Annotated in this window: 14 protein-coding genes; 2 read left to right on the top strand and 12 right to left on the bottom strand. The window is 38.9% G+C overall.

The features are described 5' to 3' along the window. The 6 genes from LVD16_RS15440 to LVD16_RS15415 form a co-directional block, all read right to left on the bottom strand. Entirely contained in the window at positions 1-1,845 is a 1,845-nt protein-coding gene (locus LVD16_RS15440; RefSeq protein ID WP_233769171.1) for a chemotaxis protein CheA, read from the bottom strand. A 17-nt stretch (positions 1,846-1,862) separates the two neighbouring features. Further along, on the bottom strand, positions 1,863-2,888 hold the full coding sequence (cheB, locus tag LVD16_RS15435) for a chemotaxis-specific protein-glutamate methyltransferase CheB (protein ID WP_233769170.1): 1,026 nt from the start codon (positions 2,886-2,888) through the stop codon (positions 1,863-1,865). Between the two features lie 12 nt (positions 2,889-2,900). Continuing rightward, positions 2,901-3,257: a response regulator gene (locus LVD16_RS15430; RefSeq protein WP_233769169.1), complete on the bottom strand. Its 357-nt coding sequence runs from the start codon at positions 3,255-3,257 to the stop codon at positions 2,901-2,903. A 17-nt stretch (positions 3,258-3,274) separates the two neighbouring features. After that, on the bottom strand, positions 3,275-3,808 hold the full coding sequence (locus LVD16_RS15425; RefSeq protein ID WP_233769168.1) for a chemotaxis protein CheW: 534 nt from the start codon (positions 3,806-3,808) through the stop codon (positions 3,275-3,277). Beyond that, positions 3,786-6,140 carry a methyl-accepting chemotaxis protein gene (locus LVD16_RS15420; protein WP_233769167.1) on the bottom strand — a complete coding sequence of 785 codons (2,355 nt, stop codon included), beginning with the start codon at positions 6,138-6,140 and terminating at the stop codon, positions 3,786-3,788. Before LVD16_RS15420 ends, LVD16_RS15425 begins: the two co-directional genes overlap by 23 nt. Before the next feature lie 306 nt (positions 6,141-6,446). Beyond that, complete coding sequence (locus LVD16_RS15415) at positions 6,447-7,283, bottom strand: hypothetical protein (protein WP_233769166.1); 837 nt, start codon at positions 7,281-7,283, stop codon at positions 6,447-6,449. Between the two features lie 92 nt (positions 7,284-7,375). On the opposite strand from LVD16_RS15415, the gene LVD16_RS15410 reads away from it, so the two are divergent. After that, positions 7,376-8,071: a peptidoglycan DD-metalloendopeptidase family protein gene (locus LVD16_RS15410; RefSeq protein WP_233769165.1), complete on the top strand. Its 696-nt coding sequence runs from the start codon at positions 7,376-7,378 to the stop codon at positions 8,069-8,071. Here LVD16_RS15410 and LVD16_RS15405 read toward each other — a convergent pair. Next, a complete protein-coding gene (locus LVD16_RS15405; protein ID WP_233769164.1) occupies positions 8,061-8,891 on the bottom strand; it encodes a universal stress protein in 831 nt (276 codons plus the stop codon). The genes LVD16_RS15410 and LVD16_RS15405 overlap by 11 nt on opposite strands. Positions 8,892-8,951: 60 nt before the next feature. After that, positions 8,952-9,494 (bottom strand): Dps family protein, encoded by a 543-nt coding sequence (locus LVD16_RS15400; protein WP_233769163.1) that lies wholly within the window; start codon positions 9,492-9,494, stop codon positions 8,952-8,954. A gap of 213 nt (positions 9,495-9,707) precedes the next feature. Between LVD16_RS15400 and LVD16_RS15395 the strand changes: the two genes are divergently transcribed. Continuing rightward, positions 9,708-10,574, top strand: coding sequence for a formate/nitrite transporter family protein (locus LVD16_RS15395; RefSeq protein WP_233769162.1), 867 nt, complete (start codon positions 9,708-9,710; stop codon positions 10,572-10,574). Here the strand turns inward: LVD16_RS15395 and LVD16_RS15390 are convergent. From LVD16_RS15390 to LVD16_RS15375, 4 genes are read right to left on the bottom strand one after another with little or no spacing between them, the layout of a single operon-like run. Then, positions 10,567-11,637, bottom strand: a complete 1,071-nt coding sequence (locus tag LVD16_RS15390; protein WP_233769161.1) for an alanine racemase — start codon at positions 11,635-11,637, stop codon at positions 10,567-10,569. The two genes, LVD16_RS15395 and LVD16_RS15390, sit on opposite strands and share 8 nt — an antisense overlap. Further along, positions 11,637-12,797 (bottom strand): alanine racemase, encoded by a 1,161-nt coding sequence (gene alr, locus LVD16_RS15385; RefSeq protein WP_233769160.1) that lies wholly within the window; start codon positions 12,795-12,797, stop codon positions 11,637-11,639. Before alr ends, LVD16_RS15390 begins: the two co-directional genes overlap by 1 nt. Beyond that, entirely contained in the window at positions 12,787-13,947 is a 1,161-nt protein-coding gene (locus LVD16_RS15380; protein ID WP_233769159.1) for an amidohydrolase, read from the bottom strand. Before LVD16_RS15380 ends, alr begins: the two co-directional genes overlap by 11 nt. 12 nt (positions 13,948-13,959) lie before the next feature. Then, complete coding sequence (locus LVD16_RS15375; RefSeq protein WP_233774601.1) at positions 13,960-14,400, bottom strand: GNAT family N-acetyltransferase; 441 nt, start codon at positions 14,398-14,400, stop codon at positions 13,960-13,962. Positions 14,401-14,431: the final 31 nt, after the last annotated feature.

Here is a 14,431-nt window from a genome sequence, read left to right as displayed (position 1 = left end):
TTAATAAGCTTTTTGATTAGCTAATGTAGCTGTGAATACCATGTTATTGATAGAGGCTATATTTAAGACTGGACATACCCTGCCATTACCTAAAATCGTGACCCCACTAATTATTTTTATATTATCCAAAGGTTTAAAAAGAGGCTTTTCTACAATCTCTTTTTGTTGAAGCAATTTATCTACTACCAGACCTATGGTGCGTCCATTATGAGAGACTATAACCACATGCAGTTGCGCTTCTGGGTGTAGATTATCAAACCCCATTTGAAGGACTTTTCTTCTATCTACATTCTTCTCCCTATCTAAGCGGAATAAATCTTTTAGGAAGACAATAGAAATGGTTTTACCCAGGTAAGTACTTACTAAACCACTGCTAAGTTTATGGAGGTCCTTTTTGTATAAGGAAACCACCGCCTCAGTATATGATAATGGAATAGCATAAGTTTCATCATCCATAACACAAAGAAGAGTACCTTTTACAGCCATGGAAGATGGGAGCTTAAGACGTATAGTGGTTCCATTATTCTTTTCTGTCTCCACTTTTATGTTACCCCCAATTGAGTCGGTCGCCTTTTTAACCACATCCATGCCTACACCGCGACCACTGAGTGCTGAGACTTCTTCTCTGGTGGAAAACCCAGGCTCAAAAATCATCATCAGGACTTCATCCTGACTCATAAGAGAAAGCATGTCCGCGTTAATCAAGCCATTCTCGATAGCTTTAGTTTTAACCCTTTCAACATCAATTCCCTTACCATCGTCCTTAATCTCTATGACCACGCCATCACTATCATTATAAGCGCTAAGTGATATTACTCCTTCTTCGGATTTATCTAATGATTTTCTCTCCTCAGGCACTTCAATACCGTGACTCACAGAATTTCGAATCAAATGAATAAGAGAATCGCTGATAATCTGAAGAATATTTCTATCAATCTCCGTATCTACTCCAGACAACTCTAGCTTCACTTTCTTACCCTCAAGATTAGCAGCATCCCTAACTACGCGGTGGAATTTATTGAAGAGAAACCCCACCTGTACTAATCGCACATTCATAACCGAATACTGCAAATCTGATGAGATACGATTTAATCTTGAAAATTCACTTGAATGCGTACCTGATCCATGGGAGGCTAGAATTCTATCTCTTTCTATGATCAGCTCACCTACAAGATTTAAGAGGTTGTCCAGCTTTCTTACTGGCACATGTACCAGATCAGATACTACAATTTTTGAATCTGAAACCACCTCTAACTCTTCTTCCTGGACAGGCTCCTCAAGCATTTGCTCCAGATCCTGATCTGTTAACTCCTGCTCAGACTCATTAACCGGATCCTCTTTCTTGGCCACAGGTTCTTTCTTTTTCGCTGGACTCTTAGCTTTAGTTTTGCTACTGGCTTTGCGTGCTGGTTTTTTCTTTTCCTCTTTGACTTCCTCTGTATCAGCAGAAGCACCTCCGTCTTTGGCACGTTCTATAATTACCTTAAGCTTGGTTTGAATGCCTCTGTACTGGACTTTATCACCAGTTTTAATAGAATTAATAAGGGCTTCTAATACATCTACGGCTTTAAATAAAGCGGTGAATATTTCACTATCGAGATCAATTTTCTTATTTCTTACCTCACCGAAAAGGTCCTCCATTATATGTGTAAGAGAGCTAATGCCATCAAAGCCCATGGCTGTAGCATTCCCCTTCATGGTGTGCGTTATTCTAAAAAGTGTATTGATAAAACCTGCATCCGTAGGCTTCTTTTCAAGTTGGGTGAGAACTTTGTTAATTTCTTCAAAATTCTCCAGTGCCTCAGCCAAAAAAATCTCTTTATACTCTTCATCATTAGATTTCATAATCACCTAGATTTAGGTTAACAAAAACAACTTGTCACGAAACCGGGGAGTTCATCTATATGAACCACATAATCAGCGGCCTTAGCATCTACCGCGGCTTTTGGCATTCCGTATACTACGCAGCTCTTTTCATTTTGAGCTATGGTCAGCCCACCGGCCTTTTTGATTTTCACAATACCCTCCATACCGTCTTTACCCATCCCAGTTAATATTACCGCAATGGCCTTGTTCTTATAATATTCTGCGACAGAATCAAACATACAGTCTACTGAAGGGTGATTAAATTCTTTATACTTTCTTTGTTTTTTTGCAAAGATTGGCCTGCCATTACCATGATCTGGAACCACCTCAGTGTTATATTCACCTGAACAGAGATAAATATGCCCCGGACGTAAAGTCTCACCTATCTCTGCGGTTTTAACCTTTAGATTAGTGTAGGTATCCAATCGCTGAGCGAAGGATTCTATAAACCTCTGAGGCATGTGCTGTGCTATGACAATAGGCACTGGAAAATTGGCCGGCAATCCCTTCAGAAAAACTTCAATGGCGGATGGCCCTCCTGTTGAGGCCCCTACTGCCACTACTTCATAGGTAAGTAAACTATCAAAGGTGTGCTCTAAATGATTTCTAACAGCGCCAGTAGATTTCAGACTGTCGGTGTCTACACCTGCGGCTGTCTTCACCAGATCTATAAGTGGTTTATTAAAACCTAGTCCTCTTTGACTTCTTGGCTTATCCAAAAACTCAAAAGCTCCTGAAGATAGCGCTTCAAAAACCTGAGCACTTTTTCTATCCAAAGAGCTCAAGACAATTATAGGCACCGGACTTTCTTTCATGGCATTTTTCACCAAATACAAACCATCATAATCAGGCATAACCATATCTGTAATTACTACATCAGGTCTTTTAAGTTTAATAGCTTTTAAACCTTCATCGCCGTTTTTTGCAGTCCCTACAATTTCCACGATCCCGGCAGAGCGTAACACATCTGATATTCGCATCCTCATCAGCCCGGAATCTTCTACTATCAGAGTTTTAATCATGAATGTTCATCATCAGGTTTTGGCTATGGCAGCTATCAATTGGTCATTAGTAAATGGTTTCACCAGGTAGTCTACCGCTCCCAATGAAATACCTTCATTTACAACAGACTCCTGCCCTACCGCACTGATCATGATCACTTTAGATTTTAAACCCTCTTCTTTATATACTTTTAAAATATCGGTACCAATCATATCTGGCAGTATATTATCAAGCGTTATAAGATCAGGCATGAGTTCAAAAGCCATATCTATGGCCTCTTCACCGTTAGCGGCCTGACCGATAACCGTATATCCATTGGCTTCCATTGCATCTTTAATGATTTTTCTCATATAGAGCGAATCATCAACAATTAATACATTCTTTGACATATTTAAATTAATTTAATTTAGGCTACAGATTGAGCAATACTGTTCATTTCCGAGGCATTCACTATTTTAAGGGTGTCTATCATAATAATCAGTCTCCCATCCTTCTTCACAATGCCCTTAATGTAATTTTGCTCCATACTAGAATCATGTATTACATTTAAACTTTCTTCGATTTCACTTTCGTAAACCGACAGGGTATTTGGAACATCATTTACCAATACACCCATTTTAAACTCTTCACTTTCTATGACCAGCGTAAAGTTTTTCTCACCACCTTCTCTAGCTACATCTTTTTTAAGACCGAACTTCTGTTCCAAATCTAGAATGGCTATGATATTACCTCTGATATTAGCTACCCCAAGAACATATTCTGGTGTTTGAGGCAGTCTGGTTATACCAGGAGTGATGACTACTTCTTTTATCTGGTCAATGTGCATCGCATACTCCTCTTCTCCCTGCTTAAACACAACTATCTGCGACACTTTACCTTTTTGCTCATTGTCATTCTCTTGAGTCTTGTCCTTGACTTTATCGCCTTGTATGCGTTGCATAACCTTTTAATTTAAATTTGTTTACTCTTTGTTTTAGCTCAAGTGATATCTGCGTAAGCTGACTACTTGATGATGCAACATCCTCCATACCGTTATTCAGTGAGCCTGATGAAGTAGCAATCTCTTCAGTTCCTGCTGCGGTTTCTTCTGCCACTACTACGATTTGCTCAATGTTCTTAGCCACGGTATCAACCGATGCTTTTTGAGAGGAACTGGCTTCTTTTATGAATTTACTCAACTCAAGAGTCTCCTCAGATGATGATGAGATTTCCTCGAATATCTTCTCAGCTTCTCTGGTAGCTCCTGAACCATCTTTCACGCTGGTGGTCATAATATCAATAGCCTTAGATGCTGATTGAGTATCCTTCTGAACATCACCAATGATCTTCTCGATATCTACAGCGGACTTTCTTGAATCTTCAGCAAGTTTTCTAATCTCTTCTGCCACTACTGCGAACCCACGACCCGCATCTCCCGCACGGGCTGCTTCTATGGCTGCGTTTAAGGCTAACAAATTAGTTTGAGCGGCAATGTCTGTGATGACATTGAGCGTCCTCGCAATCTCTTCTGCTCTCTCAGTAAGCACTTTAATAGATTCTGATGTCAAGCCTGCAGATTCATTAATCCCTGTCATATTCGTCACCAGATTTTTAATGATTTTCAACCCGTCTTCACAACTTTTCACACCTTTCTCAGCTGCCCTGTTAATGATTTCTGATTTGGCCTCCATAGAACTTGCAGACTCTAATACTTGCTCGGTTAGTTTAGAAGACTCATCTGTCTTTTGAGCTTGATCCTGAGCACCTTTTGCCATTTGAGAGATAGCAGAGGCCATTTCTGCAGTATTATTTTTCATCCCATCTGTCCTATCCTTCATATTATCTGCAGCACTGGCCACCTGCTGGGCACTCTCATCTATAGTACCTAAAAGTGCATTCAAATTTTCAATGGCTACGTTAAGAGCATCTCCCATCTCTTTCACATAACCTTCGGCATTCATATTAAATGACTGAGTAAGATCACCTTGCGCCATATCACCGATAATTTTACTTACCTCTAACACAGGTAATTTCACCTCAGAAATATCTGCCGCTATCTTGATTACTTTTTCGACAATGCCTTTTGCGTTTTTGATGGGCGTATAAGCTGCCTGTAACCAAACTTTCTTACCATCATTAGTTACTCTTTCATATTCACCATTTTTGCTTATTCCTGATCCTAGGTCCCTCCAGAAATTGTTATATTCTTTTGTGGATGCATAAGATGGGTCGCAGAAGATACGATGGTGCTTTCCCTCAATTTCACTCACGCTCATATATCCCATAGCATCCAGGAAATTTTGATTACATGAAGTGATAGTGCCATCTGGCTCAAACTCTATATATGCCCAACCTGTATCGACTGACTTTTTAATATTTTCTCCCTGCCTCCTGGCTTCAACCATATCGGTAATGTCCGAGGCAATTTTTATTACCTTAATCACCTTATTTGAAGCATCTTTCACCGGCGTGTATGAGGCATTGATCCAAACATCCTGCCCAAGTGCTGTTATTCTTTTAAATTCACCATCTTGTATCTTGCCCGCTGCCAGTTCTGACCAGAATTTTTTATACTCATGAGAATTAACATATTCATCTTCGCAGAAAATACGGTGGTGCTTGCCTTCAATCTCTTCAACAGATCCGTAACCAAGCACGTCTAAAAAATTAGCGTTGGCTGTAAGAATGGTACCATCCGGTTCAAACTCAATTGAAGCCCATCCTGAGTCTACACTAGATTTCAGATGTTCCATTTCGGCCTGGCGACGCTGCATTTCTTCTTGAGTTGCCGCTAACTCTTCCATATTTTGCCGAAGCTCCTCTTCCTGAGCTTTAGATTGCTCAATTTGGTTTTGGAACTCTCCTTCCAGTTTCTTTCTCTCTGTTATATCCTGAATGAAAGAGGTATATAATTTTTCGCCGTTGGTAATACATTCACTGCGTGTAAACCACACATCCACCTTCTTACCTTTCTTAGTTTGAACCACAGCCTCCATGGTTGGATTGTTTTTTAGATCCTCTTCAGAGTCTTGACCATCGTAATCAGGTGCCAGCATGGTAGAACTTTTTCCTATTACTTCGCTTCTACTGTATCCCCACAATTCTTCTGCTGCGTTATTAAAATAAACGATTTCGTTTTGTTCATTAGACATAATTATGGGCAGGGCAGCTCCCTCCATAACCTGCAGAAAATCTACCTCAGCGGTAACTTTCTTGCTCTTCGAAGAAGCGGTTTTACCGTTGCTGCTTTGGGCCACAGCCACTTCTTTGTTTTCTTTTTTATCGAGTGCCATTTGATTTTTGTTTAAATAGAAAAGTCGTATTTTAACCTTACGGTCTCTTACAAAGGTATCTTTTGACAGCACTCATTCAATCGGTGAAATTTTGTATTTTAAATAGTAATCTTTACCCTCATAAGGCTTAGGTAATTACACTTAAATGTGGTCGGGGTAAACCCTTAAAATGGTGGAATTATAAAACTATTCACTCAAAAAATGACAATAAGTAAATAGAGGATCACAAATAAAACTTGCTATAATAAAAAAATGGCATCTACCCTGAGAGTAGATGCCATTGCTATTTTTAGGAGTTTTGCGGACTTAGTCCAGATTTACATTCTCGGATTTACCATCTACAACAATGCTTACTCTTCTGTCACAGTTACCATCTCCGTAATCTACTGTGATGATTTTATTTTCTGTTTCAATTATTTTAGTACCAGCCAGCGCCAGTCTTCCTCTAGTGCTCACTCGGCAAGACGCTTTATATACTAAAGAATCTGTTATGGTGGTATTATAAGCCACGCCTCTTCTAGTTACACCTGAAGCCTCACCAGTAATCCAAACTTCATCATTGATAGGGCTACTGGCTCTTTTCCAAACACGTACTTTACTTACAGTTCTAGTTGCAACATCATCGTTAGGCCAGGTGATTTTACAGCCTGTAAGTGAAATGCTGAAGGTAGGATAATCATTAGCTGATTCTGTGATATTCGTTAAAGTTCTGGTACCCTCTATAGCGATATCATTAATTGAATAGCCATCTAAGGTAGTAGTTACAACAGAACCGGATTGGAACCTGCCACCTGTATAGGCGATATTAATTTTTCCTTTTCGCACATTGCCATAAGAATCTTCACAGCCAGCGCCAAAGTCAATAACGATGGTTCCTGAATTAGCATCACCACTAAATGTAATAGCCCCTTCACATACTCTATCATCTGCTTCTCCGGCTATTCTACCGCCTGAATTTGATTCAGTGGCTTCAAGTATAGTACTGGCAAGATCATCAATATCTTCAAATGACGATTCCATATCAGAGTCTGAATTTACCACTGTTTCATTATTATTGGTTTCTACAGCCTCTTTATCGCAACTTGTTAAAACCAAACCAACTGCCATAAACAACATTACAATAACGACATTTAAACTTTTCATAGATTTTGATTTTTAGATTTCAATATTTTGTTCGTTAATTTTACACTTAGATAAGCGACACAGGAAAAGGTTTAATCGGAGATAAAAATTTTATGACAAATTTTGAAAAAACATTAAAAAGCTATCAAACAACATTTGCTTCAATCATGCCCTATGACCTCAATAAAGAGCGTCTTTGGCGCATTGATTTAAGTTCTGAAAATACCGATCTATTAAATCTTAATCTTTCTGATAATCATTTACTTAGCAAGTATATATTCGGCCAAATAAGCAGAGGTAAATATAGAGCTGCTATTGGAGGTTACGGTGAGGATAGAATTATCTATAGAATGAATCACAATTTTGCAGCTCCTAATGATGAAGCAAGATCCATACACCTGGGAATCGACATTTGGGATGAAGCAGGTACGGCGATATACTCACCACTGGATGGCAAAATACATAGCTTACAGAATAATGATCTTATTGGAGACTATGGTCCAACTATAATTATGGAACATGAATTAGATTCAGAGAAGTTCTATTTATTATATGGCCATCTCAGCAAGACCTCTTTGGATGGGAAGTCTGCAGGACAGTCTATCAAGAAAGGTGAGCAAATAGCTACTTTAGGTGCTTACGATGAGAACGTGCACTGGCCACCACATTTACATTTCCAACTGATTAGAGATTTGGACGGAAAATCCGGAGATTATCCAGGTGTAGCAAAACCTTCTGAAAAGATTAAATATTTAGAGAATTGCCCAGATCCTAATTGGATATTGGGTGTCGACGCTCTTAGTAAATAAACACAGGAAACTTTCCAGAACTAACGATTTCCTCTACCTTACAATCTGAGAAGCTTGATGTTTTGCCGTGTCTGTTAACAGCTAGACATCCGGCATTCTTAGCATCAGCGTATTCTAAAATTGCTTGCTCCTTATCGGAACTTTCAATTATCTGAACAGATGTAGGCTTCACCTGATGTTTAGCAAGAAATTGTTCTATTCCAGACTTACTCCATGTCTTTTTATCGTTGGAATGGTTTACATGGACGAAATACCATTTCTTGAATAAGTTTCTAGAGATCCTTAAGAACTTATCAAAATTGTCGTCTAGAAAAGAATCTTCATCCATTGAGACTACTATTGAATTCGACTGATTGAAGTCATTAACGTTTTCATTACATACCAAAACAGGGCAGCCTGACCTTATAATTTCATTGGCCTTTTTATTTTGACAAAGTGAATCGCCGATACTCAAGTGACCGTTAAGCCCCATCACAATTAGTCCAATATTTTGATTCTTGAGTTGTTTTTTAATACCTCTGGCGAACTTATCCATCTTTATTTCAGAGTGGATGTTTTCCGAACCATCTATCTCATGCACCAACTCTGTGAGCTTGGTTTGATTTTCTTTGAGAAGATTAATTGAAGATCTGAGCGCTTCGCTGAAATCATATTCTTCTTCCTTTTCCTTGCCTTTATTGGCATCTGGTGGTGGTATGAAATTAACTAGGTGAATATTAGTGTTTAGGCGGTTGGCAAGATTTATGGCATTATTTACACCATATTTTGCAGCTAAAGTAAAGTCAACCGGGACAAGTATTTCGTTTCCTCGAACTTCCATAATAGAGCATTAAAAGGCTACAATTGAATGTAGCCTTGTGGTTTAACTAATCTAAACTTTTTAATCCTTTGTTGCAAATGCAGTAAACATCCAGTGACTTTTCTCCATGGTTTCTACAAATCCATTGATCATATTTTCGGTACCTACATCGCCCACATCTACAGCGGCATCAGCTACATTCACCATAAAACCTAATAAGATTTCGAAATCATTTAAAATTTCCTTCACCATAGACATTCCGTCCATATCAGTACCTGTTTCCTTGATTTCACTATGCTCTAAATACTCTTTCAAAGTACTCATAGGAGTATATCCGAATACTCTAATTCTCTCTGCAATGGCATCTATGTTTAGCTTAGCCTGATTGTATTGATCTTCAAATTTTTCATGAATATCAAAAAAGTCAGGACCTTTCACATTCCAGTGATAGTTTCTGAGTTTTTGATAATGAACGTGATAATTGGCTAATAACTGATTAAGTGTATTTACTATTTCTGCAGTTTCAGGTTTTGAGAATCCAAGCTTCTTATAAGCCCAAAGTCTACTCCCCTTTTCTGATTTTTTATTTTCTTTCGCTTTTTTCACTTCTGTTTGATTGCTCATAACTATTAATGTTTTTTAATCATTAGGTGTCAAGAACTATGCTAACAACTGTAAGGTAAAATATATGCCATATTTGCACAATAGGACGGGTGATTTTTTAAACACGAATATCAGGTGAGTAGCTGCCACAACTTTATGTAGAAAAAAATACACAACAAAAACTAAAACATTTTAGCCCTTCTCCTGCTTATTATTCTTCACAAAACCTAACTAATGAGCATATTCAATTTTTTAAAACCTAAGCCACAAAAGGTGGAAGATGTGAGTAATGAACCTAAGACCATTTATCACATTTTTCAAGAACAGATAGATACTGGACTGGCTGAGCATAAACGTTCTCCCCTGGGACTTTTTGTCTCCTCCTTTGCCGCAGGTTTAGAGGTTGGATTTACTCTGTTCTTAGTAGGCATTCTTTACACATTGGTGCATGATAAGGTTTCTGAACCTGTAATGCATCTAATTCTGGCTGCGGCCTATCCTGTAGGATTTATATTTGTGGTGATAGGTAGGTCTGAACTCTTTACTGAGCACACCACCCTGGCGGTGATCCCGGTATTACAAAAAGAGACGAATGTTAAGAGCTTATTGAAACTCTGGAGCATAGTCTATCTGGGTAATCTTTTAGGTGGTTATATTATGGCCGGAATACTCGCGCTGCAAGGCCCGTCAATGGAAATCATCAGTGTAGATGCTTTTTATCATATTGCTCACAAACTGGTTAAGTATGATTGGTTGATCATTACAGGAAGCAGCATTCTTGCCGGTTGGCTTATGGGGCAACTTTCATGGCTTGTTACGTCATCTCAAGAAACTATAAGCCGAATGATAATGGTTGTATTGATTACCGCATTAATTGGTGTAGGTGGCTTACATCACTCCATAGTAGGATCAATAGAGGTTTTTGCAGGTGTACTCACCTCTAATGAGGTAAGTTGGTTTGATTATATGCATTTTCAGTTTTTTACTACGATAGGAAATATCATCGGAGGTGTCGTGTTCGTATCAGTAATAAAGTTTAGTGCCATCAGATTCAGTAAGCAGGGTAAGCATCATCATAAAAATCATGACGAATCTAAATGATCTTCTTATCTATATAATCGGAGTTTAGTATGCTAAGTGCTCCCATATATCTCAGCTTAAATGAGATAAGATCACCCACTTTATAGTCTCTAGTGGTTTCTCCCAGATCGATCACCAGCATATCACTGCTGGCTCCTGTTACCTCAATGCTATCGTCGTCAGGAATTAGATACTCAGGTGAGATATCTAAGAGGCCTATGTCTATGATTGCTCTGTAAGATGTTTTGCCATAATCCTCTTCATTGATCTCCAGAATATCGCCGGAAGGATTTTCTGCCAATTCCCCGATAGGAACCTTTGGCTTTTCATATAATTCGATGATTTCTGCATAAAGCTTAAATACATCGTCCTTCATTCCGTCTACCTTCTTCATTGTGAAGAGGTTAAGTCCAAAATAAAGGATTTCTCCCACCCTAAAATGGTTTACTCCCATCGGGCGCATTTCCTTCAGTAAAAGAGGTATTGTCACTGATGTACCGCCAGAAACCCAAGGAATCTGCCTGTTGAATTTAGCCTCTATCAGTTGCTTGTACAGACTTAGCTGGATGAGCTTATCCTGAGATGGCATAACACCATGTAAGCAGTTCAGATTGGTTCCGATGCCTGAAATATTAATATTCGGCAGCTCAAAGACCTTTGAATAAAACTCAATCACATTTTCACCGAGAACTCCCTCTCTTAGATCACCCATTTCAATCATAATGATGATCTTATGCACCTTATTCTGCTTCTGCGCTTCTTTTGAGAGCATTTTTATTGTAGCAAAGCTGGTATTGAAGCTTACATCGGCATATTTGATTACATTGGAGATACTTCGCTTAGCCGGAGGCTTGATGTACACGGTTTGAACATCTTCAGATATACTTTTAACCACCTTGAGGTTGCTGATTCTGGAATCATGAATCTCAGTGGCTCCAAGATCAATGATCTCTTTAATGTACTCCTTATTTCCGCAGAGAAGTTTAGTTACCACTCCCCATTCTATGCCTCTACCTTCAAATAAAGTAGCTAAGTAATTATAATTATGTTTAAGTCTATCCTTGTAAAGTTCTAAAAAAGCCATTATTCTTTTATTATTCTTGGAATATCATGGGGCAGGCGAGTTAAAAGCTCATAGTTCAATTGATTACTTAACTCTCCAAATGATGCCACAGATATATCAACATTATCTTGTTCTCCAATTAATATTACAGTAGTACCTCTTTTTACATCTGGAACTTCAGTAATATCAACCATCATCATATTCATATTTACCATTCCTACCACACCCACTCTCTTACCGTTTACGAGCACTCTGCCCTGGTTACTGAGAATGCGGCTGTAGCCATAAGCATAGCCCACCGGTACTATCCCCACTTTTATGTCTTGTTGTGCTAAATAGCTGGTGCCATAACCAATAAAATCACCGGTTTTCACCTCCTTTATGGTCATAATACTGCTAGACCAGGTAATGATTCGTCTCAGAGGATCTCTTTTATCTTCATTCTTACTATTATTCAGATAATCGATAAAAACTTCCTTGCTAGGCCAAAAACCATATTGTAAAATACCTATCCTTACCATATCCATTTGGGTTTTAGGATAAGCCATGGCAGCAGCTGAACAGGCCGTATGCCTCATTTCTACTTCAATACCTGCCTTTTCTATTAACTTGTAAAGCTTGTTAAAGTTACTAATTTGTTTTTTGACCCTAACATAATTGGCCACACTTTCGGCCCCTGCATAATGTGTGCATACACCTCGAACCTTTAAGTATTGATCATTTTCTTTGATCAGATCAATGAGTTCTAAAAGGTCCTTTTTATTAAATCCAGTTCTGTTAAACCCTGTTTCAAGTTCTACATGAATGATTGCCTTTTTACCTATCTCTTTAGCGACAGTGAGTGCCTGCTCTACTCTTTCAATGTCAAAGACAAAGAATTCGATTTCATTTTCTATAGCCCATAACAAATCAGCATCAGCCAAGAAACCCATTATCATAATGGTACATGATTGAGTGGCTGCGGCATATGCTTCTGCAGCTTCCTGAGCGCTGAATACTGAGAAATGATGCACATCGCATCTTTCTAATAATGGGATAAGTTCCTTAATGCCATGGCCGTAGGCATTACCCTTAACCACCGACGAGAGCTTTACTCCACTTTTTAAGCGGCTTTTAATAAAATCAATATTGGAAGACAAGGCGTCAAAGTCCAACATGATAGATGAGGTATCATGCAACATCCTTATTCAAAAGGTTATCAATTATGTTATAAAATACTTTAATGCCTGTTGAAGTTATTTCATCAGGAAAATCATAATCAGGATTATGTAAATCAGGCGTATCTATTCCGGCTCCGAGACCAAACAGAGATCCGCTAAACTTTTGGGTAAATAGCCCAAAATCTTCACTCCATTTAAATGGAATATCTTTTTCCTTTGTATCCAAATTCAACTGGTCAACCGCTACTTTCACCATATCTAAAGCTTCAGGGCTATTTAATGTTGAGCTAAAAGACTCAGTTTCCGAAATTTTCACCTGAAGACCATACTTTTTCCCTAATTTCTGAGCAAAGACTTCGGCCGTTGACTGCATTTTTCGAAGGTCTTCATCATCATAGGCCCTGATGGTAGTCATCACCACTGCGTGACCAGGAGTGACTCCAAAAGCTCTCTCTCCTAAACGCGAATGCACCACTGTCGCTAAACTAAAGCCTTGTAAATCAGCTGTATTATCAACCAAATGATACATGAAGTTCTGAAGTTCAGACATAGCCAAAGCAGGGCTATTACCATTTTCAGGCTCTGCGGCATGAGAGGTTTTACCTTCGAGCTCAATGATTAGTCCCTTGGAGGCTGCGGCGAATGTTCCTTCCTTCAAAATAATCTGATGTTTTGAAAAACCTGGAAGGTTATGCAGCGCAAAGATAAAGTCAGGCCTAATACCTTCGAATTTCACGTCATCCAGCATCCATCTGGCACCTTGTCCTGTCTCTTCTGCAGGCTGGAACATGAGTATTACCTTTCCTCTCTCAGGTCTCGTTTTGTCTAATAGACCTGCCAGGCCAGCTACCATTATCATATGACCATCATGCCCACACTTATGACCTTTATTATCATACTTAGAGCGATGATCAAAATCGTTGATTTCATGAATAGGCAAGGCATCTAATTCTGCCCTGAACATTATTGTAGGACCAGAATCCTTCCCGTTAAAGATAAAGGCTAAACCCGTTCCTCCTATTCCTTCTACTACCTCATCAGGATTATATTGCACCACAAACTGCTTTATCTTAGCAGCGGTGCGCTTTTCTTCGCCTGACACTTCTGGGTATTGATGTATATCGTACCTTAACTCCTGCAGCACCTGCAGAAATGTTTTATCTAGTTCCATCTGTACTGAAGCTTATTTTTTAAGCCTCATTTCTAAGTATTTGTTGGTGAATCCTAGTTTTTCATAAAGAATTTTAGCCGGGTTATTAGGCTCTACGTGCAGCGCGATGTCTCCTTCAGCATGATCGATGGCCCTTTTCATCAGTTCTTTACCAATACCCTGACCACGGTAATCACAGTTGATGGCTATGTAAACCAAAATATTATCAGGAATATAGCCTTTCATACCTGTTCTGTTCATCACTACAGCTCCAATAACCTCGTTATCCTTTCTGGCCGTAACTACGAAACCACCAGGTGTAACACCAGTATTTAGTGCGTAGTCAATGGCTTTAGAAATGTCCTCTTTAGGATCCCCGTACTCGTCCAGGTGCTCAAACAAAAAATTAGCTACCTCTTCTCTTTGTATTAGACCCACGGTATTAGCAGGTCTGAGGATATTATATTCAATCATATATTCTGTTTCTTTCTTATTATTAACTTTT

Origin of the sequence: Fulvivirga ligni (genome assembly GCF_021389935.1) — a bacterium.
In the GTDB taxonomy this organism is placed as follows: Bacteria; Bacteroidota; Bacteroidia; order Cytophagales; family Cyclobacteriaceae; genus Fulvivirga; species Fulvivirga ligni.
Note: the sequence above shows the minus strand (reverse complement) of the source record. Positions and strands in the feature narration are given on the sequence as shown.

Bases quoted from the DNA above. Each gene is read 5' to 3' on its own strand.
- LVD16_RS15440 (WP_233769171.1), bottom strand. From the start codon at position 1,845: ATGAAATCTAATGATGAAGAGTATAAAGAGATTTTTTTGGCTGAGGCA.
- cheB (WP_233769170.1), bottom strand. From the start codon at position 2,888: ATGATTAAAACTCTGATAGTAGAAGATTCCGGGCTGATGAGGATGCGA.
- LVD16_RS15430 (WP_233769169.1), bottom strand. From the start codon at position 3,257: ATGTCAAAGAATGTATTAATTGTTGATGATTCGCTCTATATGAGAAAA.
- LVD16_RS15425 (WP_233769168.1), bottom strand. From the start codon at position 3,808: ATGCAACGCATACAAGGCGATAAAGTCAAGGACAAGACTCAAGAGAAT.
- LVD16_RS15420 (WP_233769167.1), bottom strand. From the start codon at position 6,140: ATGGCACTCGATAAAAAAGAAAACAAAGAAGTGGCTGTGGCCCAAAGC.
- LVD16_RS15415 (WP_233769166.1), bottom strand. From the start codon at position 7,283: ATGAAAAGTTTAAATGTCGTTATTGTAATGTTGTTTATGGCAGTTGGT.
- LVD16_RS15410 (WP_233769165.1), top strand. From the start codon at position 7,376: ATGACAAATTTTGAAAAAACATTAAAAAGCTATCAAACAACATTTGCT.
- LVD16_RS15405 (WP_233769164.1), bottom strand. From the start codon at position 8,891: ATGGAAGTTCGAGGAAACGAAATACTTGTCCCGGTTGACTTTACTTTA.
- LVD16_RS15400 (WP_233769163.1), bottom strand. From the start codon at position 9,494: ATGAGCAATCAAACAGAAGTGAAAAAAGCGAAAGAAAATAAAAAATCA.
- LVD16_RS15395 (WP_233769162.1), top strand. From the start codon at position 9,708: ATGAGCATATTCAATTTTTTAAAACCTAAGCCACAAAAGGTGGAAGAT.
- LVD16_RS15390 (WP_233769161.1), bottom strand. From the start codon at position 11,637: ATGGCTTTTTTAGAACTTTACAAGGATAGACTTAAACATAATTATAAT.
- alr (WP_233769160.1), bottom strand. From the start codon at position 12,797: ATGTTGCATGATACCTCATCTATCATGTTGGACTTTGACGCCTTGTCT.
- LVD16_RS15380 (WP_233769159.1), bottom strand. From the start codon at position 13,947: ATGGAACTAGATAAAACATTTCTGCAGGTGCTGCAGGAGTTAAGGTAC.
- LVD16_RS15375 (WP_233774601.1), bottom strand. From the start codon at position 14,400: ATGATTGAATATAATATCCTCAGACCTGCTAATACCGTGGGTCTAATA.